The organism is Pseudomonas sp. MF6776, from assembly GCF_016613125.1.
Lineage (GTDB): Bacteria > Pseudomonadota > Gammaproteobacteria > Pseudomonadales > Pseudomonadaceae > Aquipseudomonas > Aquipseudomonas iridis.
Genome location: NZ_JAENSQ010000056.1, coordinates 1 through 17,472, shown reverse-complemented (window position 1 = coordinate 17,472; position 17,472 = coordinate 1). Strand labels below are relative to the sequence as shown.

Genomic DNA, 17,472 nt, shown 5'->3' with positions numbered 1-17,472 from the left:
TGAGTCAGCTGCCGGTAATGCGTAGTCATCTGCGCTTGAATCCTTCGGTGTGAGAGCCTGGATTCTACCGGTGGCTGGCTCTCTGCCTCTCGTTTCAAGCGTTGCGCTTATTCTATGAATTCAGGGCGCAAAAGCTTCTCCGTCCAAGTTGCCTTGGTATTTAGTACCTTCCGAGTCCGTTAACACGTAACTCAGGCCTGCATAGGGCTTGGCATCTCCAAACTCATCTACTAGGCGAAAGCTGATCCAGCCCCCGCGTAATGGGCAAGTTCGGCTTTGGTCAGAAAGCAATGTTTTTTCTTGGTTCTGCATAAAAATCCTTATTCATTACAGCCAGGATACACGGTGCACTCACGTCCATCTTGTTTGAAAGTTCTAAATTGAGGCGGTGTTGTGCATAACTCTTCTCTTCCAGAGTTCCATCTCCCGGTACAAGGTTTCCAGCCGTTAGGAACTTTTACCCAGTAGCGTAAGTAGCTGGGTACTTCATCATTTGACAGCTTGAATGTCACATGGATCGTCTTATCAGTAATCGCTTTTTTTGAAAAGGATCCGCCTGGTTTGCGACGCTGTAAACGACTCTCTGGAATTTTCCATTCAGGATCTGCAGCAGAACACGATAATAACTTCTCAATCTGATCTTTCTTGGCTTTAGCGGTGCTTATCTGAAAACTCCAAGCACAGAGACCTCTTTGCTCGATTAGATCCGGGTAAGGTGTCGCGTTACTGTCTGTGCTTTCGGTCTTGATAGAAAGCCCACCCGCCATCTCCAAACCATGATCCCAAGCGTCCGACCCATACGTGGCATTAACTTCGTAGCTCACCCTCGTTAGCTCCATCGAGCAATCCGCAATGTGAAACTCTAATGGAACGTCTGTAGACACCGTCTGTTCAATGTCTTTCGCGTCGATCGTATTTGATTTCTGTTGTTGACGGGTCACTGAACCACCCAAACCAGAGCTGTATACTTGACAGGTTTCACCCTGCTTAGGTGAATACTGAGCTTTTGAAGTAAAGCCAAATTTTGCAGGAACAGTGGCAATCAGCGTGAAATGCTCTCTGCTGTAGTAACTCGTCGCACCCTCAACAGAGTCCTTCGCTATCTGTCCAGCAAAACTGCATGCACCAATCAACGGTAATACTAGGAAAAATGCAGCTTGAGCGCTGTTAGAAAAGTATTTGCTACTCATTAATGGCTTCCTACTCAACACTGTTTGAATGGATTGTGTATTTGTGAAGCCAGTGGTATCTCCGTAGACATTATCTGCAGAACCGACTTTGCCTTGACCGTATTGGACTTCCGTTGTTGGCGTATAACAGTGCTTCCCAAACTTAAGTTATAGACCTCCCAGTCCTGAGCCGATTTGGAGAAATAAAGAGCTTTTGAAGTGAAACCGAAGTTCGCAGGCACGGTAGTGATGAGGTTTAAATGCTCGCGGGAGTGGTAGCTCACGCCGCCTTCTGCAACTTGGCGCGTGAGCCTGCAGTCGCCGAGCAGCCACAGCACTACGACCGCAGCCACTAGTTGAATTATCAAGCCGCGCTGCCTGCTTTCTGATCAACGAACACTCGTTGGCACCGGTCAAAGTGCTGTTCGGACGTTTCTCCGGGAAGTGGTTCCCACGCGACATCGGCCATGCAAGCTGGGGACAGACGATGACTCAGCATCATTTCGCGCTGTTCCGGTGTGCGCCAGTCCCAGGCCTCAAGCAGGTCCATTTGCTCCTCAAGCCATTCACTGACAACTCGGGTTTCGGCCAGTGTTGCAGCCGCATCGACGTGATAGGTCAGCAACCAGCGCTTGAGGTTATCTCGCAGGATGCTTCTGGCTTGCTCGCCTGATTCCGGAGTGCGGAGCCATGGTGCCGGATTCGGCACCGGATACATCCCAGACCTACTGTTATCTGCACTTTTCCATTGATCCTGGTCCCAATACAGCACGCTGCTGATTGGCCCGAGCAGCAGCGGCCATTCGGTTTCTTTCATGTTGCCCAGGCAGCGGGCCAGAACCCGGTTGTCTTGAAAACGGAACAGCGAGCGCTCGCCGTCTTCGTCGATGACCATACGGGCAATCCAGTGCTGAGTAAGGCTGTCGAGATCAGCCTTGTCCATGCTGCCGATCCAGCCCCAGTTGCGCTGTGGGTCATCAAGTAGTCTGCGGAACGCATCGTTGCCCGGGTTCTGTAATTCGGTCAGCCATGGACTGATGGCGGCGAACTGCGCGTATTCGGTACGGCGGTAAAGTTGTACCGAGCGTTGCATGACTCCGGCGCTATACAGCGAGGTGACCGGATTGGGTTCGGCGAGGCTGTCCAGTGCCAGAATCAGTACGCGATTGAGTCTGGCCTGTTCGCCTAGCCAGTTGTTGAGTGCTTCGCTCATGCTGTAGCTCCCAGATCGCATTTGCCTTCGCGGCAGGCTTCGCAGATCGGGCAACGTATGTCGCCGGCAGCGCGAGCGGCTTTGGCCAAGGCCATCTGTGCGGCGGCCGGGACGAGCAGGGTGCCTGCCTTGTCCTTAGCGGCAGCCCACGGGATGACCGGTTCCAGAATCCCGATCCCGGTCCCCACCCCCGGCGCCCCCCCGGTATTAACCTTCACCTCAGCGCCACTAATCGTCACGCCACCCGCATCGACCTTCACAAAACTCCCACCAGCCTTGGCCGTGAGCTCCATGCCCCCCTCAACCACAACCTTCTCGCCAGCGTGGTAGTGAATCTCCGTCCCAGCCTCAACAAACTGCGCCGTACCCACTTTCACATGCTGGGTCACGCCCACGGTCAGGTGATCATCCGCCCGCATCTCGCTAATCCGATCCAGATGCGTAATCCGGTGCTCCTCAACCTTGAACTCGCTCAGGGTGTTGGCTTCAACCGTGTCGTGCCGTTCATTGCCGACCCGAATTTTCTGGTCGTGCTCGATGTTTTCGTCCCAATCGCGTTGTGCGTGGATGTAGATCTGCTCGACGCCTTTCTTGTCTTCGATGCGAAACTCGTTGTAGCCCTTGCCGCCCGGTGAACTCAGGGTTTTGAAGGTGCTGCGGGTTTTGTTTGCCGGCAGGTCGTAGGGGACGACGTTTTCCTTGTGGTACAGGCAACCGGTGACGAGTGGCTGGTCGGGGTCGCCTTCGAGGAAGGTGACGAGGACTTCCATGCCGATGCGCGGGATGGCGATGCCGCCGTAGGCTGCGCCGGCCCAGCCGCTGGCGACGCGCATCCAGCAGGTGGTTTTGTCGTTGGACTGGCCGTCGCGGTCCCAGTGGAACTGGACTTTGATGCGGCCGTACTGGTCGCAGTGGATTTCTTCGCCGGCCGGGCCGGTGACGACGGCGGTCTGGCTGCCGAGGACTTTCGGTTTCGGGTTTTCGAGGGCAGGGCGGTAGTGCGCGTCCCACGGGGTGGCGAGGAAGCTGTTGCGGTAGCCCTGGTGGAAGTCGCTTTTGTTGTCGGTGACGTCGCTGGTGACGTTTTCGCCGAGCACTTGCGGTTGTTTGCCTTCGTGGAAGACTTCCAGCAGCAACCACATATCGTTCCACTCGGCGCGCGGGTGTTCGGCGAGGGTGAGGAAATGGCCGCTGGTGAGGGTCGGTTCGTCACCTTTGCCTTCGGCGAGTTTGTAGTCGCTGCGATGGCGTTCCAGGGCGCGAGTCGAGAGGAATTTGCCGCGCTCGCGAGTGGTGAAGCGGCCGGGGTAGTCGTAATCCTCAAGGTCCGGGGCGAACTCGGATTTGGCCGCGCCTTCGGGCAGGATCTTTGGTTTTTCGAAGTCGTAGTCGCGGCGGCTGACGCGGGTGGTGCGGGTTTCCAGGCGCAGGTTGAAGCGCTTGATCACCGGTTTGTCGGCGCTCATGCCGGAGTCTTGCTGGTAGCTCACGGCCTTGAGTTTGCGGAAAACGGTCTGGTCGTCGCCGAACACCAGTTTGTGGCCGCTGCTGCTGTGCTGGAAGTGGAAGTGAATGCCTTCCTCTTCGCACAAACGCTGGATGAAATGCAGGTCGGATTCGTCGTACTGCACGCAGTAATCGCGTTCCGGATACTCGGCACTGAGCTGGAAGCTGTAGGCGTCGGCGAGGATGCCGCGATCTTCCAGCACCTGCGCGATGATCTTCGGCACGGTCAGTTGCTGGAAAATCTGCTGATCGTGGTTGTGCCGCAGGTAAGCGAGTTGCGGCACCAGGCTGATGCTGTAACGCGTCAGGGTTTTGCCGGAATCGCCTTGCTCGATGCGGTACACCAAACCGTGGATCGTGCCTTCGCCGGTGGCGCCGAAGGTCAGGACGCCGCGCTTGTGCAGCAGCTCTTCGAGTTTGAGGTCGGGGCGAGCGCTGACCAGTTCGAGGTCAAAACGGAACGGTTCGTTGAGGGCTTCGCGACCGGTGAAGCTCAGGACTTGCAGGTCAGCGGTAACGCCTTCGAGGGTGAGGGTGATGTGGGTTGCGTTGGCGTCCAGCATGCCTTGAATTCCGTCCGTTGAATAAGCAGGAGGTGGATGTTGCAGGATTAGACCGTCTCGTTCAAGGCGCAAATGCCGTACGCCCAGCCTGTGCGGGTTATAGGGAAAACCCTTAGGACGAACGTTCGGCCCAATAAAATCGGGTATTCCCCAAAAGCATGGCTCGCTAATCTGGAGGGTTCAAACGGCAGAGCGCCGAAGAATAGCCAGTCAGTTTCAGACTAAAGTCGCCTGTAGCACGTCAAAGCCATCTGCCATCATTGCGGCTCACCCCTGCGTGTTCACTTCCTCTCGGCGCTTCATTGATCCGGGACGGGAGCTATTTTTCTGGCTTATTGCGCGTTTGCGCAAACGCTTCAATGTTGGAGTTTTTCATGCGTCCCCCATTTTTTCTCATCACCCCGCGCCAGTCGTTTGGCTTCGGAGCCTTTGTGCTGTGCGCCGGTTTCACCGCGCAAGTGCAGGCCGGCGGATTTCTTGAAGACACAACGGCGAAAATCGAGTCGCGCACGGTGTACTTCAACCGCGATTTCCGTGATGGGCGCACGTCCAACGATCAGGGCGCTTCCAAGCGTGAAGAGTCGGCGCAGGGTTTCATTCTCAATCTGCAATCGGGTTACACCGAGGGCACGGTGGGTTTCGGTATCGATGCGCTGGGCATGCTCGGCTTTCAACTCGATTCCAGCCCTGACCGCAGCAATAGCGGCTTGCTGCCATCGAGCGGCAACGACCCGCGCGGTTCGAAAGGCCAGTACGCCAAGATGGGCCTGACCGCGAAAGTGAAGGTGTCGGACACCGTGCTGAAGTACGGCGCGCTGCTGCCGGATCTGCCGCTGCTGAAATACAACGACGGCCGTTTGCTGCCGACGATGTTCAACGGCGCGATGCTCACTTCAAAGGAAGTGAAGGATCTGACCTTTATGGCCGCACGTTTGGACAAGTACACCGCGCGTGACTCTACCGATTCGCAAGACATCCGCGTGCACTGCAAGAACAAGCGCTACGCATGTAACACCACCGCCGACCATTTCGACATGTACGGCTTCGACTACAAGATCAACGAACGTCTGACTGCGCAGTATCACTACGCCGAACTTGAAGACATCTATCGTCAGCACTTTGTGGGGTTGTTGGGCAATCAGCCGTTGGGCAACGGTGTATTGAAAGCTGACTTGCGCTTGCTGAAAAGTGCCGACAGCGGCGATGCAAAAGCCGGCTCAATCGACAACCGTGCACTGAGCGGCATGCTGTCTTACGCCATCAGCGGCCACACTTTCAGTACTGGCTGGCAACGCATGAGCGGTGACAACTCGATGCCGTACCTCGATGGCAGCAACCCGTATCTGGTCAACTATGTGCAAGTCAACGACTTCGCCGCTGCGCAGGAACGCTCCTGGCAATTGCGTTATGACTACGACTTCAAGGCGATCGGCATCAACGGTCTGAGTTTCCTGACGCGTTATGTGAACGGTGATCACATCAAGGCCGTGGGCAGTGATCAGGAAGGCAAAGAGTGGGAGCGTGACAGCGAGTTGAAGTATGTGATTCAGACGGGGACATTCAAGGACGTGAGTTTACGCTTGCGTAATGCGACTTACCGCACGAATTACCAGCAGTTTGCGCGGGATGTGGATGAGACGCGGTTGATTGTGAGTTACAACTTTTCAGTGTTGTAACCGTTGGATTGTCGGAATTAGACCCATCGTCATCGCGGGCAAGCCCGCTCCCACAGGGATCTCCAGTGAACACGGATTCTGTGTTCGATAGACGTCCAATGTAGGAGCGAGCATTTTTCAAGCAGCGCGTCGCTTCAAAGTCCGGGAAGTGAAACCTGGAAAGCCTGCTCGCTGCCGGAAGGAGTTACGCCATAACCACCGCCAAGGGTGCCACTGATGGAAATTGCCCTCGCCAGGTTGTCTTCTGTCCCGGCCATTCCCAGTACTTCAGTCAACCCTTCGGCAGGGCTCCAAGTGTAGACGCCCAGCGGCGCATTCGAATCGGTGGGCACGCAGGTCATTATGGTCTTGTCGACGGCCTGGGCAAGTGCTTCGACCTGGATGAGATTACAGCCCGAAGGTACGGGTACATACGGAGCTTGATTGGACACTTGGCGCCACAACCGCGGCCGTACGATTTTCCCAGGCGTCGTATCCGTCTCCTTCACGACGATGAGGTCGTTTTCGTTGAAAAACTGGGTCTCGGTTGCGTAGCCATTCGCAGACGCCAGTGTTGTCGGCACTGCGTCGAAACTCGACCAGAAGGTCGCTTTGGACGGACCATTCGTGTAATGACAGGTTCCCGCGGCCTTATCGCTATTATTGATCGCGGTAACTTTGCAGCTGATTGCATCTGCAGGCGTCTTGAGCGTGTTTACAAGATATTTAACGCCATCGTAGGTCGCGACCCTCGGGCTGTTGCCACAATTGAGCGCAACATTCGGAAGGCCGTTGTGGGCCTCATCGTTAATGTCGGCAACTTTGCAATTATCATAGCGGTTGGAAACCATGATTGGCTTTCCTTCACCGAACAGCGGCCATAGAACTGCCGTCTGTCGTGTTCCGATACTTTGTCCTGCTACTTGCCCGTGCAGGTTGGCGGCTCCAAACGAAGTTCTGAGATCCAGAATCAGAGGAAGGAGTTCGGTCGGCGGACCTGAGGGCGTATTAATAGACCATGTCACAACACCACTTATCCCTAGCAGCTTTTTACAAGTCCCCACCATCACATTGACTCCCATTTGATGAGGGTCGCAGGCCGAGCCCAAGGCCGGTGGCTTCAAGTTGATGAAGGTTGAAGGTGGACGGAAAAACCAGGCCTGCGTTGGGGTCTGATTTATGCAGGCGCCCAGTACGTTACCGTTGTCGGTAACCGCAGCGGTCAAACACGTCTTGCCAGTCGGTCCGACCAGCACGGCTTGAGGGAGCGCCGCTTGAGCGGGGCTGAGCATCGACATCAACAGCGGTAAAAGTACAGCGGTAGAAATGGCGGTTTGTCGCGCAAGGGATAAGTTCATGACGGATCTTCCATGTTCGTCGTTCAGGTTTTGCAAACAGGCGTCGATGCAGAATTCGATGTCCTGGCCTGACGGCACCGTGGAGGTTAGTGGCGCTGTCGAACTTAGTAGAGAGGAGAGACAAGCCGCAGACAACTGGCATATCTGACAGGTGACAACCTCCTCTTTGCCATGTTAGGCCTCGCGGGTGACTACACGGGTGTTACAACCAATGCCAGAACCGGCTCCAGAAACCTCGGTTGAGGTCTTCCTTGCAGCCAGCATATTGCTGCGCATACATGTCGGAACGATTCTGCACCTTGCGCGCGGTCGGCATCAGCCACGCTTTGCTGGCATAAGTCTTGTTGCGATAACCGCCCCAGCCTTCGTGATTGTTGAGGTACTGGCCATAGGCGTCGTATTTGTAGACGCCGTTGATCGAGGTGGTCTTGTCCATGTACCAGCCGACGAAGTCGATGGCGTCGTCGAAGTCTTCGCGGTCGGCCCAGTTTCTGCCGGTGCTTTTCTGGTAGTCGGACCAGACTTCATCCTTGGCCTGCGCATAACCAGAGGCGGTCGAGACGCGGCCCCACGGAATTACCCAGAGCAGGTATTTGCGTGGCGTCTTGGCGTCGTAGCGGTAACCGGACTCCTGATACATGATCGCGAACGGCACCTGGATCGGTACGCCCCAGCGCTTTTGTGTGACTTGCGCGGCGTCGTACCAATCGCTTTTTTCCCGGAAGATCTCGCAGATGTTTTCAGGCGAGCGGGGCGGCGAGGTGCCGCAGCCCGTCAACAGCGCCGCGAGTATCAATAGTCCAATTGTCTGCCGAGAATTCAAAAGCCGTCGTCCTGTGATGCGCATAAAAGGGCGACAGTTTACGCGTTCAGGCCAATTGATGACGATAGGGCAGATCCGGGCCGGTCTTGCTGCACGTCAGCGCCGCCGCTTGCACAGCGAACTTGAGCATCGCGTCGATCTGCTCGCGGGCCAATTGCTGCACGCCTTCGACCGAGTCCAGACCCTGCTCGGTCAGCCAGGTAATCAATGCAGCCTGGAAGGTGTCTCCGGCGCCAACGGTATCGGCGATTTTCACGGAACAGGCTGGCACTGACCAGGAGCCGTGGGCGCGACTGAACACGCTTGCGCCTTCACCGCCACGGGTGAGGAATACCATGTGGCAGCGATGCTCCAGCCAGCCTTCGATGACCCGCTGCGGATCATGCTCGGGATACAGCAGGCTCAAGTCTTCATCACTGACTTTGATCAGATCGGCCAGTTGCACCAGCGTGGCGATTCGCTCGCGCCACAGATCGATGTTCGGCTCGGGATTGAGGCGTACGTTGGGGTCGAGGCTGATCAGGCGTTTGCCGCTTTCACGCTGCACCAGCGCCAGCAGTGTGTCGCCAATCGGCTGCACCACCAGCGAAAACGAGCCGACGTGCAAGCCGCGCACCTCAGGGCCTAGTGTGGGCAGATGCGCCAGGCTCAGTTGCCGATCAGCGCAGCCTTCTCCGCGAAAGCTGTAATGCGGCGAGCCATTGGCACCGACGGCGACCATCGCCAGCGTGGTCGGTGCAGCGAAGTCCACCAGATAATCCGGGCACACACCTTCGTCCTGTAGCACCTGGTGCAAGCGGCGGCCGAGGTAGTCGGTGGACAGCCCGCCGAACAAGGCCGAGTCCACACCCAGACGGCGCAAACCCACTGCGACGTTGAACGGCGAGCCGCCAGCAATCGCCTTGAAATTCACTTTCGAGGCCAGACCACTGGCATCGTCTTCGCTGAAGAAATCAAACAGCGCTTCGCCACACACCAAATACATAATTGTTTGCTCTTTATAGGGTTGCGACATGCTGTTGATAGCGTTCATAAGCCTGCTGGAACGCCGCGACATTGGCGGCGTTCGGCAGGGTTTCACTGCTCAGGTCAAGCTTCACGCAGCGCTGGCAGAGATCGGCCAGCGTGTCTTCGTGGCCATGGGACCATGACTTGCACCAAGCCGCCTGAATAGCCGCGCCAAGGGCGGCCGCTTCGCTCTGTTCGGTGCAGATGACGGGGGTGTCCATGATGTCGGCGACGATTTGTCGCCACACGGCGCTTTTCGAACCGCCGCCGATCAGGCAAATGCTGCGGCTTTGTAAACCATTGTGCCGGAGTAAATCCAGTCCATAGCGCAAGCCGAAGGTCGTGCCTTCGATGGCAGCGCGGCACAGATTGGCCTGCGTCAGGTTGTCCAGCGTCAAGCCGTGCAGGCTTCCGGTGGCGTGGGGCAGGGCGGGGACGCGCTCGCCGTTGAGGAATGGCAGCATACACACGCCTTCAGCCCCGATAGGGGCTTGGGCGACGAGGGTGTTGAACTGATCGAGATCGAGTTCGAACAGTTCGCGAATCGCGCCGGTGGCGTTGGTCAGGTTCATGGTGCAGATCAGCGGCAGCCATCCGCCGCTGGAGGAGCAAAAAGTCGCGACCGAAGCATCCGCACTGACCGTTGGCGCATCGGCATAGGCGTACACAGTGCCGGACGACCCGAGGCTCATGGTGATCGCGCCGGGCTGGATGTTGCCGGTGCCGATGGCGCCCATCATGTTGTCACCGCCACCGCTGGACACCAATGCGTTGCGGTTGATGCCGAGGTGTTCGGCAATCGCGGGCAGGATCGTGCCTACCGCTTCGTGCGCATCGATCAGCTCCGGCAACGCCGCTTGCAGGCGTCCGCTGGGATCCATGTCGCGCAACAGCTGCAAATCCCACTGGCGGCTGCGGACGTTGAAATAACCGGTGCCGGAAGCGTCGCCGTACTCGCTGCAGGCTCGCCCCGTGAGCCAATAGTTGAGGTAATCGTGGGGCAGCAGGACGCGGGCGATGCGCGCGAATGCGTCTGGGTGCTGTTCTTTGGTCCAGAGCAGTTTTGACACGGTGTAACCCGGGGCGATGACCACACCGAGGCGTTCCAGAGAGCCTTTTTCACCGCCCAGATGGGTGAGCAATCGGTCGTTTTCAGCGCTGGTTTCGGTGTCGCACCAGAGTTTGGCCGGGCGCAGGACTTCGCCTTCATCATCGAGCAGCACCAGACCGTGCTGCTGGCCGGAAACGCCGATGCCGAGGATTGATTGGCCGTCGACATCCGCCGCCAGCAGTGCCTGGCGGGTGGCGAGGGCGAAAGCTTCAAGCCATTGGTGAGTGTCTTGCTCGCGACGGCCATTGGCGCCGCTGATCATCGTGTGCGCCGCGGCGCCCTGGCCGAGCACCTGACCGCTGGCGGCATCGAGGATGATCGCTTTGGTGCCTTGAGTGCCGCAGTCTATGCCGAGGAAGAGTTGTCGGGTTGTCACAAGAATATCCTCAAGGAGTCAGGTCAGTCCGGGTGTGGCCAATCGCTGGCAAGCCAGCTCCCAAAGGGTTCTCAGTCGTTCACAAGTATTGAGTGCCATCGAGAAAATGTGGGAGCTGGCTTGCCAGCGATGACATCGGTAGCTTCACCGCATAACTCAGGCCAGCACACGCTCCAAAGTCCGCGTAACGCCCACCTCGCGCAAACTATCGCAGCACCATTCAAACGCTGCGACAAACTCCGCCGACCTCGGTATCGCCGTGCCGAAAATCTCCTCGACCGCCAACAAACGCTCCGTCATCGAAGCATCCTCCGCCACCAGCGCCTGACAAAAAACAGCCCGCGGATCAGGAATGGAATAGGTATCGCCATTCTCATCCACGCCCTTCAAATACAACGCCCAGGCCGCCACCACCAACGCCGCGCGGCGGGTCTCGCGCCCATCGGCGATCAACCGGTTGATCGTCGGAACAGTGAACTTGGGAAACTTCGACGAACCATCCGAACACACCCGCTCAAGCTGATCGGCAATCGCTTGGTTAGAGAACCGCGCTACCAGCGTGTCTTTGTAATCGTCCAGGTTGATACCTGGCACCGGCGCCAGTTGCGGCGTGACATCCAGGTCCATGTAAGCGCGCATGTAACGCACGAACAGCGGGTCGTTCATGGTTTCGTGGACGAAGCGATAGCCCTTCAAAAAACCCAGATAGGTCAGCGCCAGATGGCTGCCGTTGAGCAATTTGATCTTCATCTCTTCGTACGGCGACACGTCGTCGGTGAACTGCACGCCAACCTTCTCCCAGGCCGGGCGACCGTTGACGAATTTGTCTTCCAGCACCCATTGCACAAACGGTTCGCAGACCACCGGCCAGGCGTCGTCCACCGCGTGTTTGTCGGCGAGCTGCAGACGGTGCGCGGTGCTGGTCATCGGTGTGATGCGATCGACCATTGCGTTGGGGAAACTGACGTTCTGCTCGATCCAGTCGCGCAGCCCCATGTTGCGCAGGGTGGCGAAGGCCAGCAGCGCCTTGCGGGTCACTGCGCCGTTGTGCGGCAGGTTATCGCAGGACATGATCGTGAACGCTGGCGTGCCTGCGCCACGGCGTTTCTCCAGGGCCGCGCAGAGGAAGCCGAACACGGTTGTCGGTGCGCTCGGGTGCGCCAGATCGTTCTGGATCTGCGGCAGGTGCGCCATGAATTCGCCGTTGCTGTCGTCGATGCAGTACCCGCCCTCGGTGATGGTCAGCGAGACGATGCGGATCTGCGGATCGGCGAGTTTGTCGATCAACGCCTGCGCGCCGTCTTCGGCCAGGAGCATGTCGCGAATCGCGCCGATGACGCGCACTTCGGTGTCATCGCTGTCGCCGAGTTCGAACAGGGTAAACAAGTAATCCTGCTCTTTGAGATCGTCGCGGGCGCGGCGGTCTTCGGCGCGCAGGCCGACGCCGCAAATCGCCCAGTCCAGGGCTTCGCCGGTGTTCATCAGCGCGTCGGTGTAATACGCCTGATGCGCCCGGTGAAAGCCACCGACGCCAATGTGCGCGATGCCCTGGCGAGTGTCGCTGAGGCTGTAGGCCGGCAGTTGCACTTCGGCGGCGAGGCGGTTGAGATTCTGTTTGTTCAGTTTCATGGGAAAACTCTCGAAAAAATCAGGCAGCCGCACGCAGCGGACGGGCCAGCGCCACGCCTTCGGCATCGAATAAATGGCAGTGGGCGGCGTCCAGATAGAGGTTCAGTTGCTCGCCATAACGGCTTGCCAGATCACCGCGCACACGCATGGTCAGAGCTTCGCCTGCGTTGGTTTTGACGTGGCAAAAGGTGTCGCTGCCCAGACGTTCGCTGACATCGGCGGTGACTTGCAGGGTGCAGTCGCCCGGTTGTGCCAGCTCCAGATGTTCCGGGCGAATGCCCAAGGTCACAGCGCTGCCGACGCTCAGGTGAGCGGCGTTGAAAGGCAGGGTGATGCGGGTACCAGCGTCCAGCGCGACTTCGCAGCTTGGGCCTCCGACGCGGGTAATCTTGCCCTTGAGGAAACCCATTTTCGGTGTGCCGAGGAAACCGGCGACGAACAGGTTGGCCGGGCTGTGATAGAGGTCCAGCGGTGAGCCGACCTGCTCGATCCTGCCGCTATTGAGCACCACGACTTTATCGGCCATGGTCATCGCTTCGACCTGGTCGTGGGTCACGTAGATCATGGTCGCTTGCAGGTCCTTGTGCAGGCGCAGCAGTTCCAGACGCATCTGCACGCGCAGCGCGGCGTCGAGGTTGGACAGGGGCTCGTCGAACAGGAAGATTTTCGGATTGCGCACGATGGCGCGGCCGATCGCGACACGTTGACGCTGACCGCCTGAAAGTTGTTTTGGCTTGCGCTCAAGCATCGGCCCGAGCTCAAGAATGCGCGCCGCCTCACCGACTTTCTGCTCGACTTCGGCTTTCGGCACACCGGCCAGATCGAGGGCGAAGGACATGTTCTTTTTCACGGTCATGTGCGGGTACAGCGCGTAGGTCTGAAACACCATCGCCAGGTCGCGTTTGGCCGGGCTGACTTCGGTGATGTCGCGGCCATCCAGTTCGATGGTGCCGCCGCTGACTTCTTCCAGGCCTGCGATCAGGCGCAGCAGCGTGGACTTGCCGCAGCCGGACGGGCCGACGAAGACCACGAATTCCTTGTCGTTCACTTCCAGGTCGATGCCCTTGATGATGGAGAAACCTTCGAAGCCTTTTTGCAGATTCTTGATTTTCAGGTTGGCCATGGTGATGGGCCTCCGCAATTTATTATTCAGTTGAACCGGATCGGCTTTTCTGTGGGAGCGAGCCTGCTCGCGAAGGGGCCGTGTCAGTCACCACCTTTGTTGGATGACACACCGCTTTCGCGAGCAGGCTCGCTCCCACAGGGAATCGCATTCGATGGAAGATCTTCATTTCACAGCGCCAAACGACAGCCCGCGCACCAGTTGTTTCTGGCTGATCCAGCCGAAGATCAGAATCGGCGCACAGGCCAGAGTCGACACCGCCGACAACTTGGCCCAGAACAATCCTTCGGGGCTTGAGTACGAGGCGATCAACGCGGTCAGTGGTGCGGCTTTCGAGGAGGTCAGGTTCAGCGACCAGAAAGCCTCGTTCCAGCACAGGATCAGTGACAGCAGCACGGTCGAGGCGAGGCCGCCCTTGGCGATTGGCAGCAGCACGCGGACCATTTCCTGCCACAGCGTGGCGCCGTCGAGGCGGGCGGCTTCGAGGATGTCTTTGGGGATGTCCTTGAAGTAGGTGTAAACCATCCAGACCACAATCGGCAGGTTGATCAGCGTGTAGATCACGATCAGCGCGATGCGCGTATCGAGCAGGCCGAAACTCTTGGCCAGCAGGTAGATCGGCATCAGCACGCCGACTGGCGGCAGCATTTTGGTGGAGAGCATCCAAAGCAGCGTGCCTTTGGTGCGCTTGGTTTCGTAGAACGCCATCGAGTAGGCAGCTGGCACTGCAATCAACAGGCTCAGCGCGGTGGCGCTGAAGGAAATCACCACCGAATTCCAGGCAAAACTGAAGTAGTCGCTGCGCTCGTTGATGTGCAGGTAATTCTCCAGCGTGGGCGTGAAGATGAACTGCGGCGGCGTGGCGAAGGCGTCGATTTCGGTCTTGAAACTGGTCATCACCATCCAGAAGATCGGGAAGAAAACCACGATCGCGATGGCCCAGGCCAGGGTGCCGAGCAGCAGGCTTTGCAGCCGGCGGGATTGTTGAAGAGTCATGGCAGGCCTCAGGCTTTGTCAGTCAGGTTTTTGCCGATCATCCGCACCAGAATGATCGCGGCGATGTTGGCGATGACCACGGCAATCAAGCCGCCCGCCGAGGCCATGCCGACGTCGAACTGCACCAGCGCCTGGTTGTAGATCAGGTAGGCGAGGTTGGTCGAGGCGTAGCCGGGGCCGCCGTTGGTGGTGGTGAAAATCTCGGCGAACACCGACAGCAGGAAGATCGTTTCGATCATCACCACCACCGCAATTGGCCGAGCCAGGTGCGGCAGCGTCAGGTGCCAGAAGATGGCGATGGGACCTGCGCCGTCGAGGCGCGCGGCTTCTTTCTGTTCCTGGTCGAGGGACTGCATGGCCGTCATCAGGATCAGGATCGCGAAGGGCAGCCATTGCCACGAAACAATGATGATGATCGACAGCAGCGGGTAGTGCGCCAGCCAGTCCACCGGTTGTGCGCCGAACAGTTTCCAGATGTAGGCGAGGATTCCCGACACCGGATGGAAAATCAGGTTCTTCCAGATCAGCGCGCCAACCGTGGGCATGATGAAGAACGGCGAAATCAGCATGACCCGCACGATGCCACGGCCGAGAAACTCACTGGCCTCCAGCAACGCGCTGATCAGTACGCCGAACACCACACTGATCAGCAACACGCTGCCGACCAATAACAAGGTGTTGGTGGCGCCGGGCATGAAGCCCGAATCGGTGAGGAAATAAGTGAAGTTCTCAAGCCCCACGAACTGGTTTTCACCGGGGTAGAGCAGGTTGTAGCGGATCATCGAGAAGTAAATGGTCATGCCCAGCGGCACGATCATCCACAGCAGCAACAAGGCCACGGAGGGGCTGACCAGAAACCAGCCGGGATTGGCCACGCGGCTTTTGCGCTGCGGCCGGGACAGGTCGATTTGGGCTTTGGCAGTTGAAGTATTCATGGCAATAACCGATTAGCGACGGGCGGATGAAGATCAACTGTGGGAGCGAGCCTGCTCGCGAAGAGGCCGTCACATTCAACATCTCAGTGACTGACCTGGCGCTTTCGCGAGCAGGCTCGCTCCCACATGGAAATGCGCTGGTTTACTTCGGATAACCCGCGCGCTTCATCTCGCGTTCAGTGGTCTGCTGCGCTGACGCCAGCGCCTGATCCACCGTGGTCTGGCCGATCAGCGCCGCCGAGAACAGCTTGCCGACCTGCGTACCCACCGCCTGGAACTCAGGGATGGTCACCAATTGAATACCGATGTACGGCACCGGTTTCAGCGTCGGTTTGCTCGGGTCGGCGGCTTTCAGCGATTCCAGCGTGACCTTGGCAAACGGCGCGGCCTTCATGTAGGCATCGCTGTAGGTCGTGGCGCGCGTGCCTGGCGGTACGTTGGCGATCCCGTCCTTCTCGGCAACCAGTGCGCCGTATTCTTTCGATGTGGCCCAGGCGCTGAAGGTTTTCGCGGCATCCTTGGCCTTGGAGCTGGTCGGAATCGCCAGCGCCCACGAATACAGCCATGCCGAACCTTTGTCGGTGACTTGGTGCGGTGCGAAGGTGAAGCCGACGTGGTCGCTAACCTTGCTCTGGGTCTTGTCGGTGACGAACGAGCCGGCGACGCTGGCATCAACCCAGATGGCGCATTTACCGCTGTTGAACAGCGCAAGGTTTTCGTTGAAGCCGTTGCTGGAGGCGCCTGGCGGGCCGGATTTCTTCATGGTGTCGACATAGAAGTTCAGCGCGTTTTTCCACTCGGGCCCCGTGAATTCCGGCTTCCACTGTTCATCGAACCAGCGCGCGCCATAGGCATTGGCCACGGTGGTGATCAACGCCATGTTTTCGCCCCAACCGGCCTTGCCGCGCAGGCAGATGCCGTATTGCTCTTTATCTTTGTGGGTGAGTTTTTCCGCGAAACCAGCGATCTGCTCCCAGGTCGGACGCTCTGGCATGGTCAGGCCGGCCTCCTTGAACAGGTCGGTGCGGTAATAGGTGATCGAGCTTTCGGCGTAGAACGGCAGGGCATACAGCGAACCCTTGACCGACAGACCTTCGCGCACCGACGGGAACACATCGTCGAGGGCGTAACTGGCCGGCAGGTCTTTCATCGGTTCAAGCCAACCCTTGGCGCCCCACAGTGCAGCTTCGTACATGCCGATGGTCAACACGTCGAACTGCCCGCCTTGAGTGGCGATGTCGGTGGTCAGGCGCTGGCGCAGGACGTTTTCTTCCAGCACGACCCAATTGAGCTTGATGTCCGGGTGCTCGGTCTCGAAAGTTTTCGAGAGCTTCTGCATGCGGATCATATCGCTGTTGTTGACGGTGGCGATGGTCAGGGTCTGGGCGCCAAGGCTGACGCTGCTGAGGGTCATGCAGGTGAGGGCAAGCAGAGCTTTTGCAGTGGGTTGCATCGTGCACTCCTTTTTCTGCACCCCGGGGGAGGCAGAAGGACGGTTATTGTTTTTGTGTCTTCCGAATGCAGGAAGAATGTGTGCTGATTACAGCGTTCAATCGCAGGACTGACAAATCATCCATCGCACTTCGACTGATACTTTTTTGTACTGGACTTTGACGGGGTAAACGCAGGGAAGGGGATTGCAGCGTGGGGAGGACATCGGATATGTACAGGTTTACAGAGATTAATAGCCAAGTTCAAAAGATCGCAGCCTTCGGCAGCTCCTACAGAAGACCGGTGTAGGAGCTGCCGAAGGCTGCGATCTTTTGATCCTGCTTTCAGCTGTGGTTTTGCTCAGTCAGGCGCTGCACCGCCAGGCGTCGATAATGTGAAGGCGTCATGCCCTTGAGCTGCTGAAAGCGCCGATTGAAGTTGGAAATATTGTTCCTGAATTCAACACATAAGTGCAACGCTCACCCCTGTATGCACTTCGTACGGCGTCTTCCAGCCCAAGCGCTTGCGCGGGCGTAGATTGATCCTCGCTACTGTCCGATTGACGGCTTCGACGGT

General features: G+C 58.0%; 13 protein-coding genes and 2 pseudogenes. 1 reads left to right on the top strand and 14 read right to left on the bottom strand.

Annotated features, from left to right (window positions below; translation table 11 throughout):
• Positions 1 to 320: 320 nt before the first annotated feature.
• The 3 genes from JJD74_RS29535 to JJD74_RS29525 form a co-directional block, all read right to left on the bottom strand.
• Positions 321 to 1,190 carry a hypothetical protein gene (locus tag JJD74_RS29535; protein ID WP_115148490.1) on the bottom strand — a complete coding sequence of 290 codons (870 nt, stop codon included), beginning with the start codon at positions 1,188 to 1,190 and terminating at the stop codon, positions 321 to 323.
• 343 nt (positions 1,191 to 1,533) lie between these two features.
• The gene (locus JJD74_RS29530) at positions 1,534 to 2,382 is read right to left on the bottom strand and encodes a DUF4123 domain-containing protein (protein WP_115148488.1); all 849 of its coding nucleotides are present in this window, start codon (positions 2,380 to 2,382) and stop codon (positions 1,534 to 1,536) included.
• A complete protein-coding gene (locus JJD74_RS29525) occupies positions 2,379 to 4,451 on the bottom strand; it encodes a type VI secretion system Vgr family protein (RefSeq protein WP_200617904.1) in 2,073 nt (690 codons plus the stop codon). The genes JJD74_RS29530 and JJD74_RS29525 overlap by 4 nt, the downstream gene beginning before the upstream one ends.
• Before the next feature lie 374 nt (positions 4,452 to 4,825).
• Between JJD74_RS29525 and JJD74_RS29520 the strand changes: the two genes are divergently transcribed.
• Entirely contained in the window at positions 4,826 to 6,127 is a 1,302-nt protein-coding gene (locus tag JJD74_RS29520) for an OprD family porin (RefSeq protein ID WP_200617903.1), read from the top strand.
• Positions 6,128 to 6,261: 134 nt separating this feature from the next.
• Here the strand turns inward: JJD74_RS29520 and JJD74_RS29515 are convergent, their stop codons facing one another.
• The 11 genes and pseudogenes from JJD74_RS29515 to JJD74_RS29465 all read right to left on the bottom strand — a co-directional run.
• A complete protein-coding gene (locus JJD74_RS29515; RefSeq protein ID WP_200617901.1) occupies positions 6,262 to 7,464 on the bottom strand; it encodes a hypothetical protein in 1,203 nt (400 codons plus the stop codon).
• Positions 7,465 to 7,666: 202 nt separating this feature from the next.
• Positions 7,667 to 8,311 carry a transglycosylase SLT domain-containing protein gene (locus JJD74_RS29510; RefSeq protein ID WP_442793295.1) on the bottom strand — a complete coding sequence of 215 codons (645 nt, stop codon included), beginning with the start codon at positions 8,309 to 8,311 and terminating at the stop codon, positions 7,667 to 7,669.
• A 22-nt stretch (positions 8,312 to 8,333) separates the two neighbouring features.
• Positions 8,334 to 9,272 carry a carbohydrate kinase family protein gene (locus JJD74_RS29505; protein WP_200617899.1) on the bottom strand — a complete coding sequence of 313 codons (939 nt, stop codon included), beginning with the start codon at positions 9,270 to 9,272 and terminating at the stop codon, positions 8,334 to 8,336.
• A gap of 13 nt (positions 9,273 to 9,285) precedes the next feature.
• A complete protein-coding gene (gene xylB, locus JJD74_RS29500; protein WP_200617898.1) occupies positions 9,286 to 10,782 on the bottom strand; it encodes a xylulokinase in 1,497 nt (498 codons plus the stop codon).
• Positions 10,783 to 10,938: 156 nt separating this feature from the next.
• Complete coding sequence (locus JJD74_RS29495) at positions 10,939 to 12,411, bottom strand: mannitol dehydrogenase family protein (protein WP_200617897.1); 1,473 nt, start codon at positions 12,409 to 12,411, stop codon at positions 10,939 to 10,941.
• A 19-nt stretch (positions 12,412 to 12,430) separates the two neighbouring features.
• Entirely contained in the window at positions 12,431 to 13,534 is a 1,104-nt protein-coding gene (locus tag JJD74_RS29490; RefSeq protein ID WP_200617895.1) for an ABC transporter ATP-binding protein, read from the bottom strand.
• 165 nt (positions 13,535 to 13,699) lie between these two features.
• Entirely contained in the window at positions 13,700 to 14,530 is an 831-nt protein-coding gene (locus JJD74_RS29485) for a carbohydrate ABC transporter permease (protein ID WP_042559295.1), read from the bottom strand.
• An 8-nt stretch (positions 14,531 to 14,538) separates the two neighbouring features.
• Positions 14,539 to 15,465, bottom strand: coding sequence for a carbohydrate ABC transporter permease (locus JJD74_RS29480; protein WP_047301353.1), 927 nt, complete (start codon positions 15,463 to 15,465; stop codon positions 14,539 to 14,541).
• Positions 15,466 to 15,607: 142 nt separating this feature from the next.
• Positions 15,608 to 16,918, bottom strand: coding sequence for an ABC transporter substrate-binding protein (locus JJD74_RS29475; protein ID WP_042559293.1), 1,311 nt, complete (start codon positions 16,916 to 16,918; stop codon positions 15,608 to 15,610).
• 322 nt (positions 16,919 to 17,240) lie between these two features.
• Positions 17,241 to 17,348: pseudogene (locus JJD74_RS29470) on the bottom strand (AraC family transcriptional regulator); the annotation flags it as partial.
• A gap of 7 nt (positions 17,349 to 17,355) precedes the next feature.
• Positions 17,356 to 17,472: pseudogene (locus JJD74_RS29465) on the bottom strand (IS30 family transposase); the annotation flags it as partial.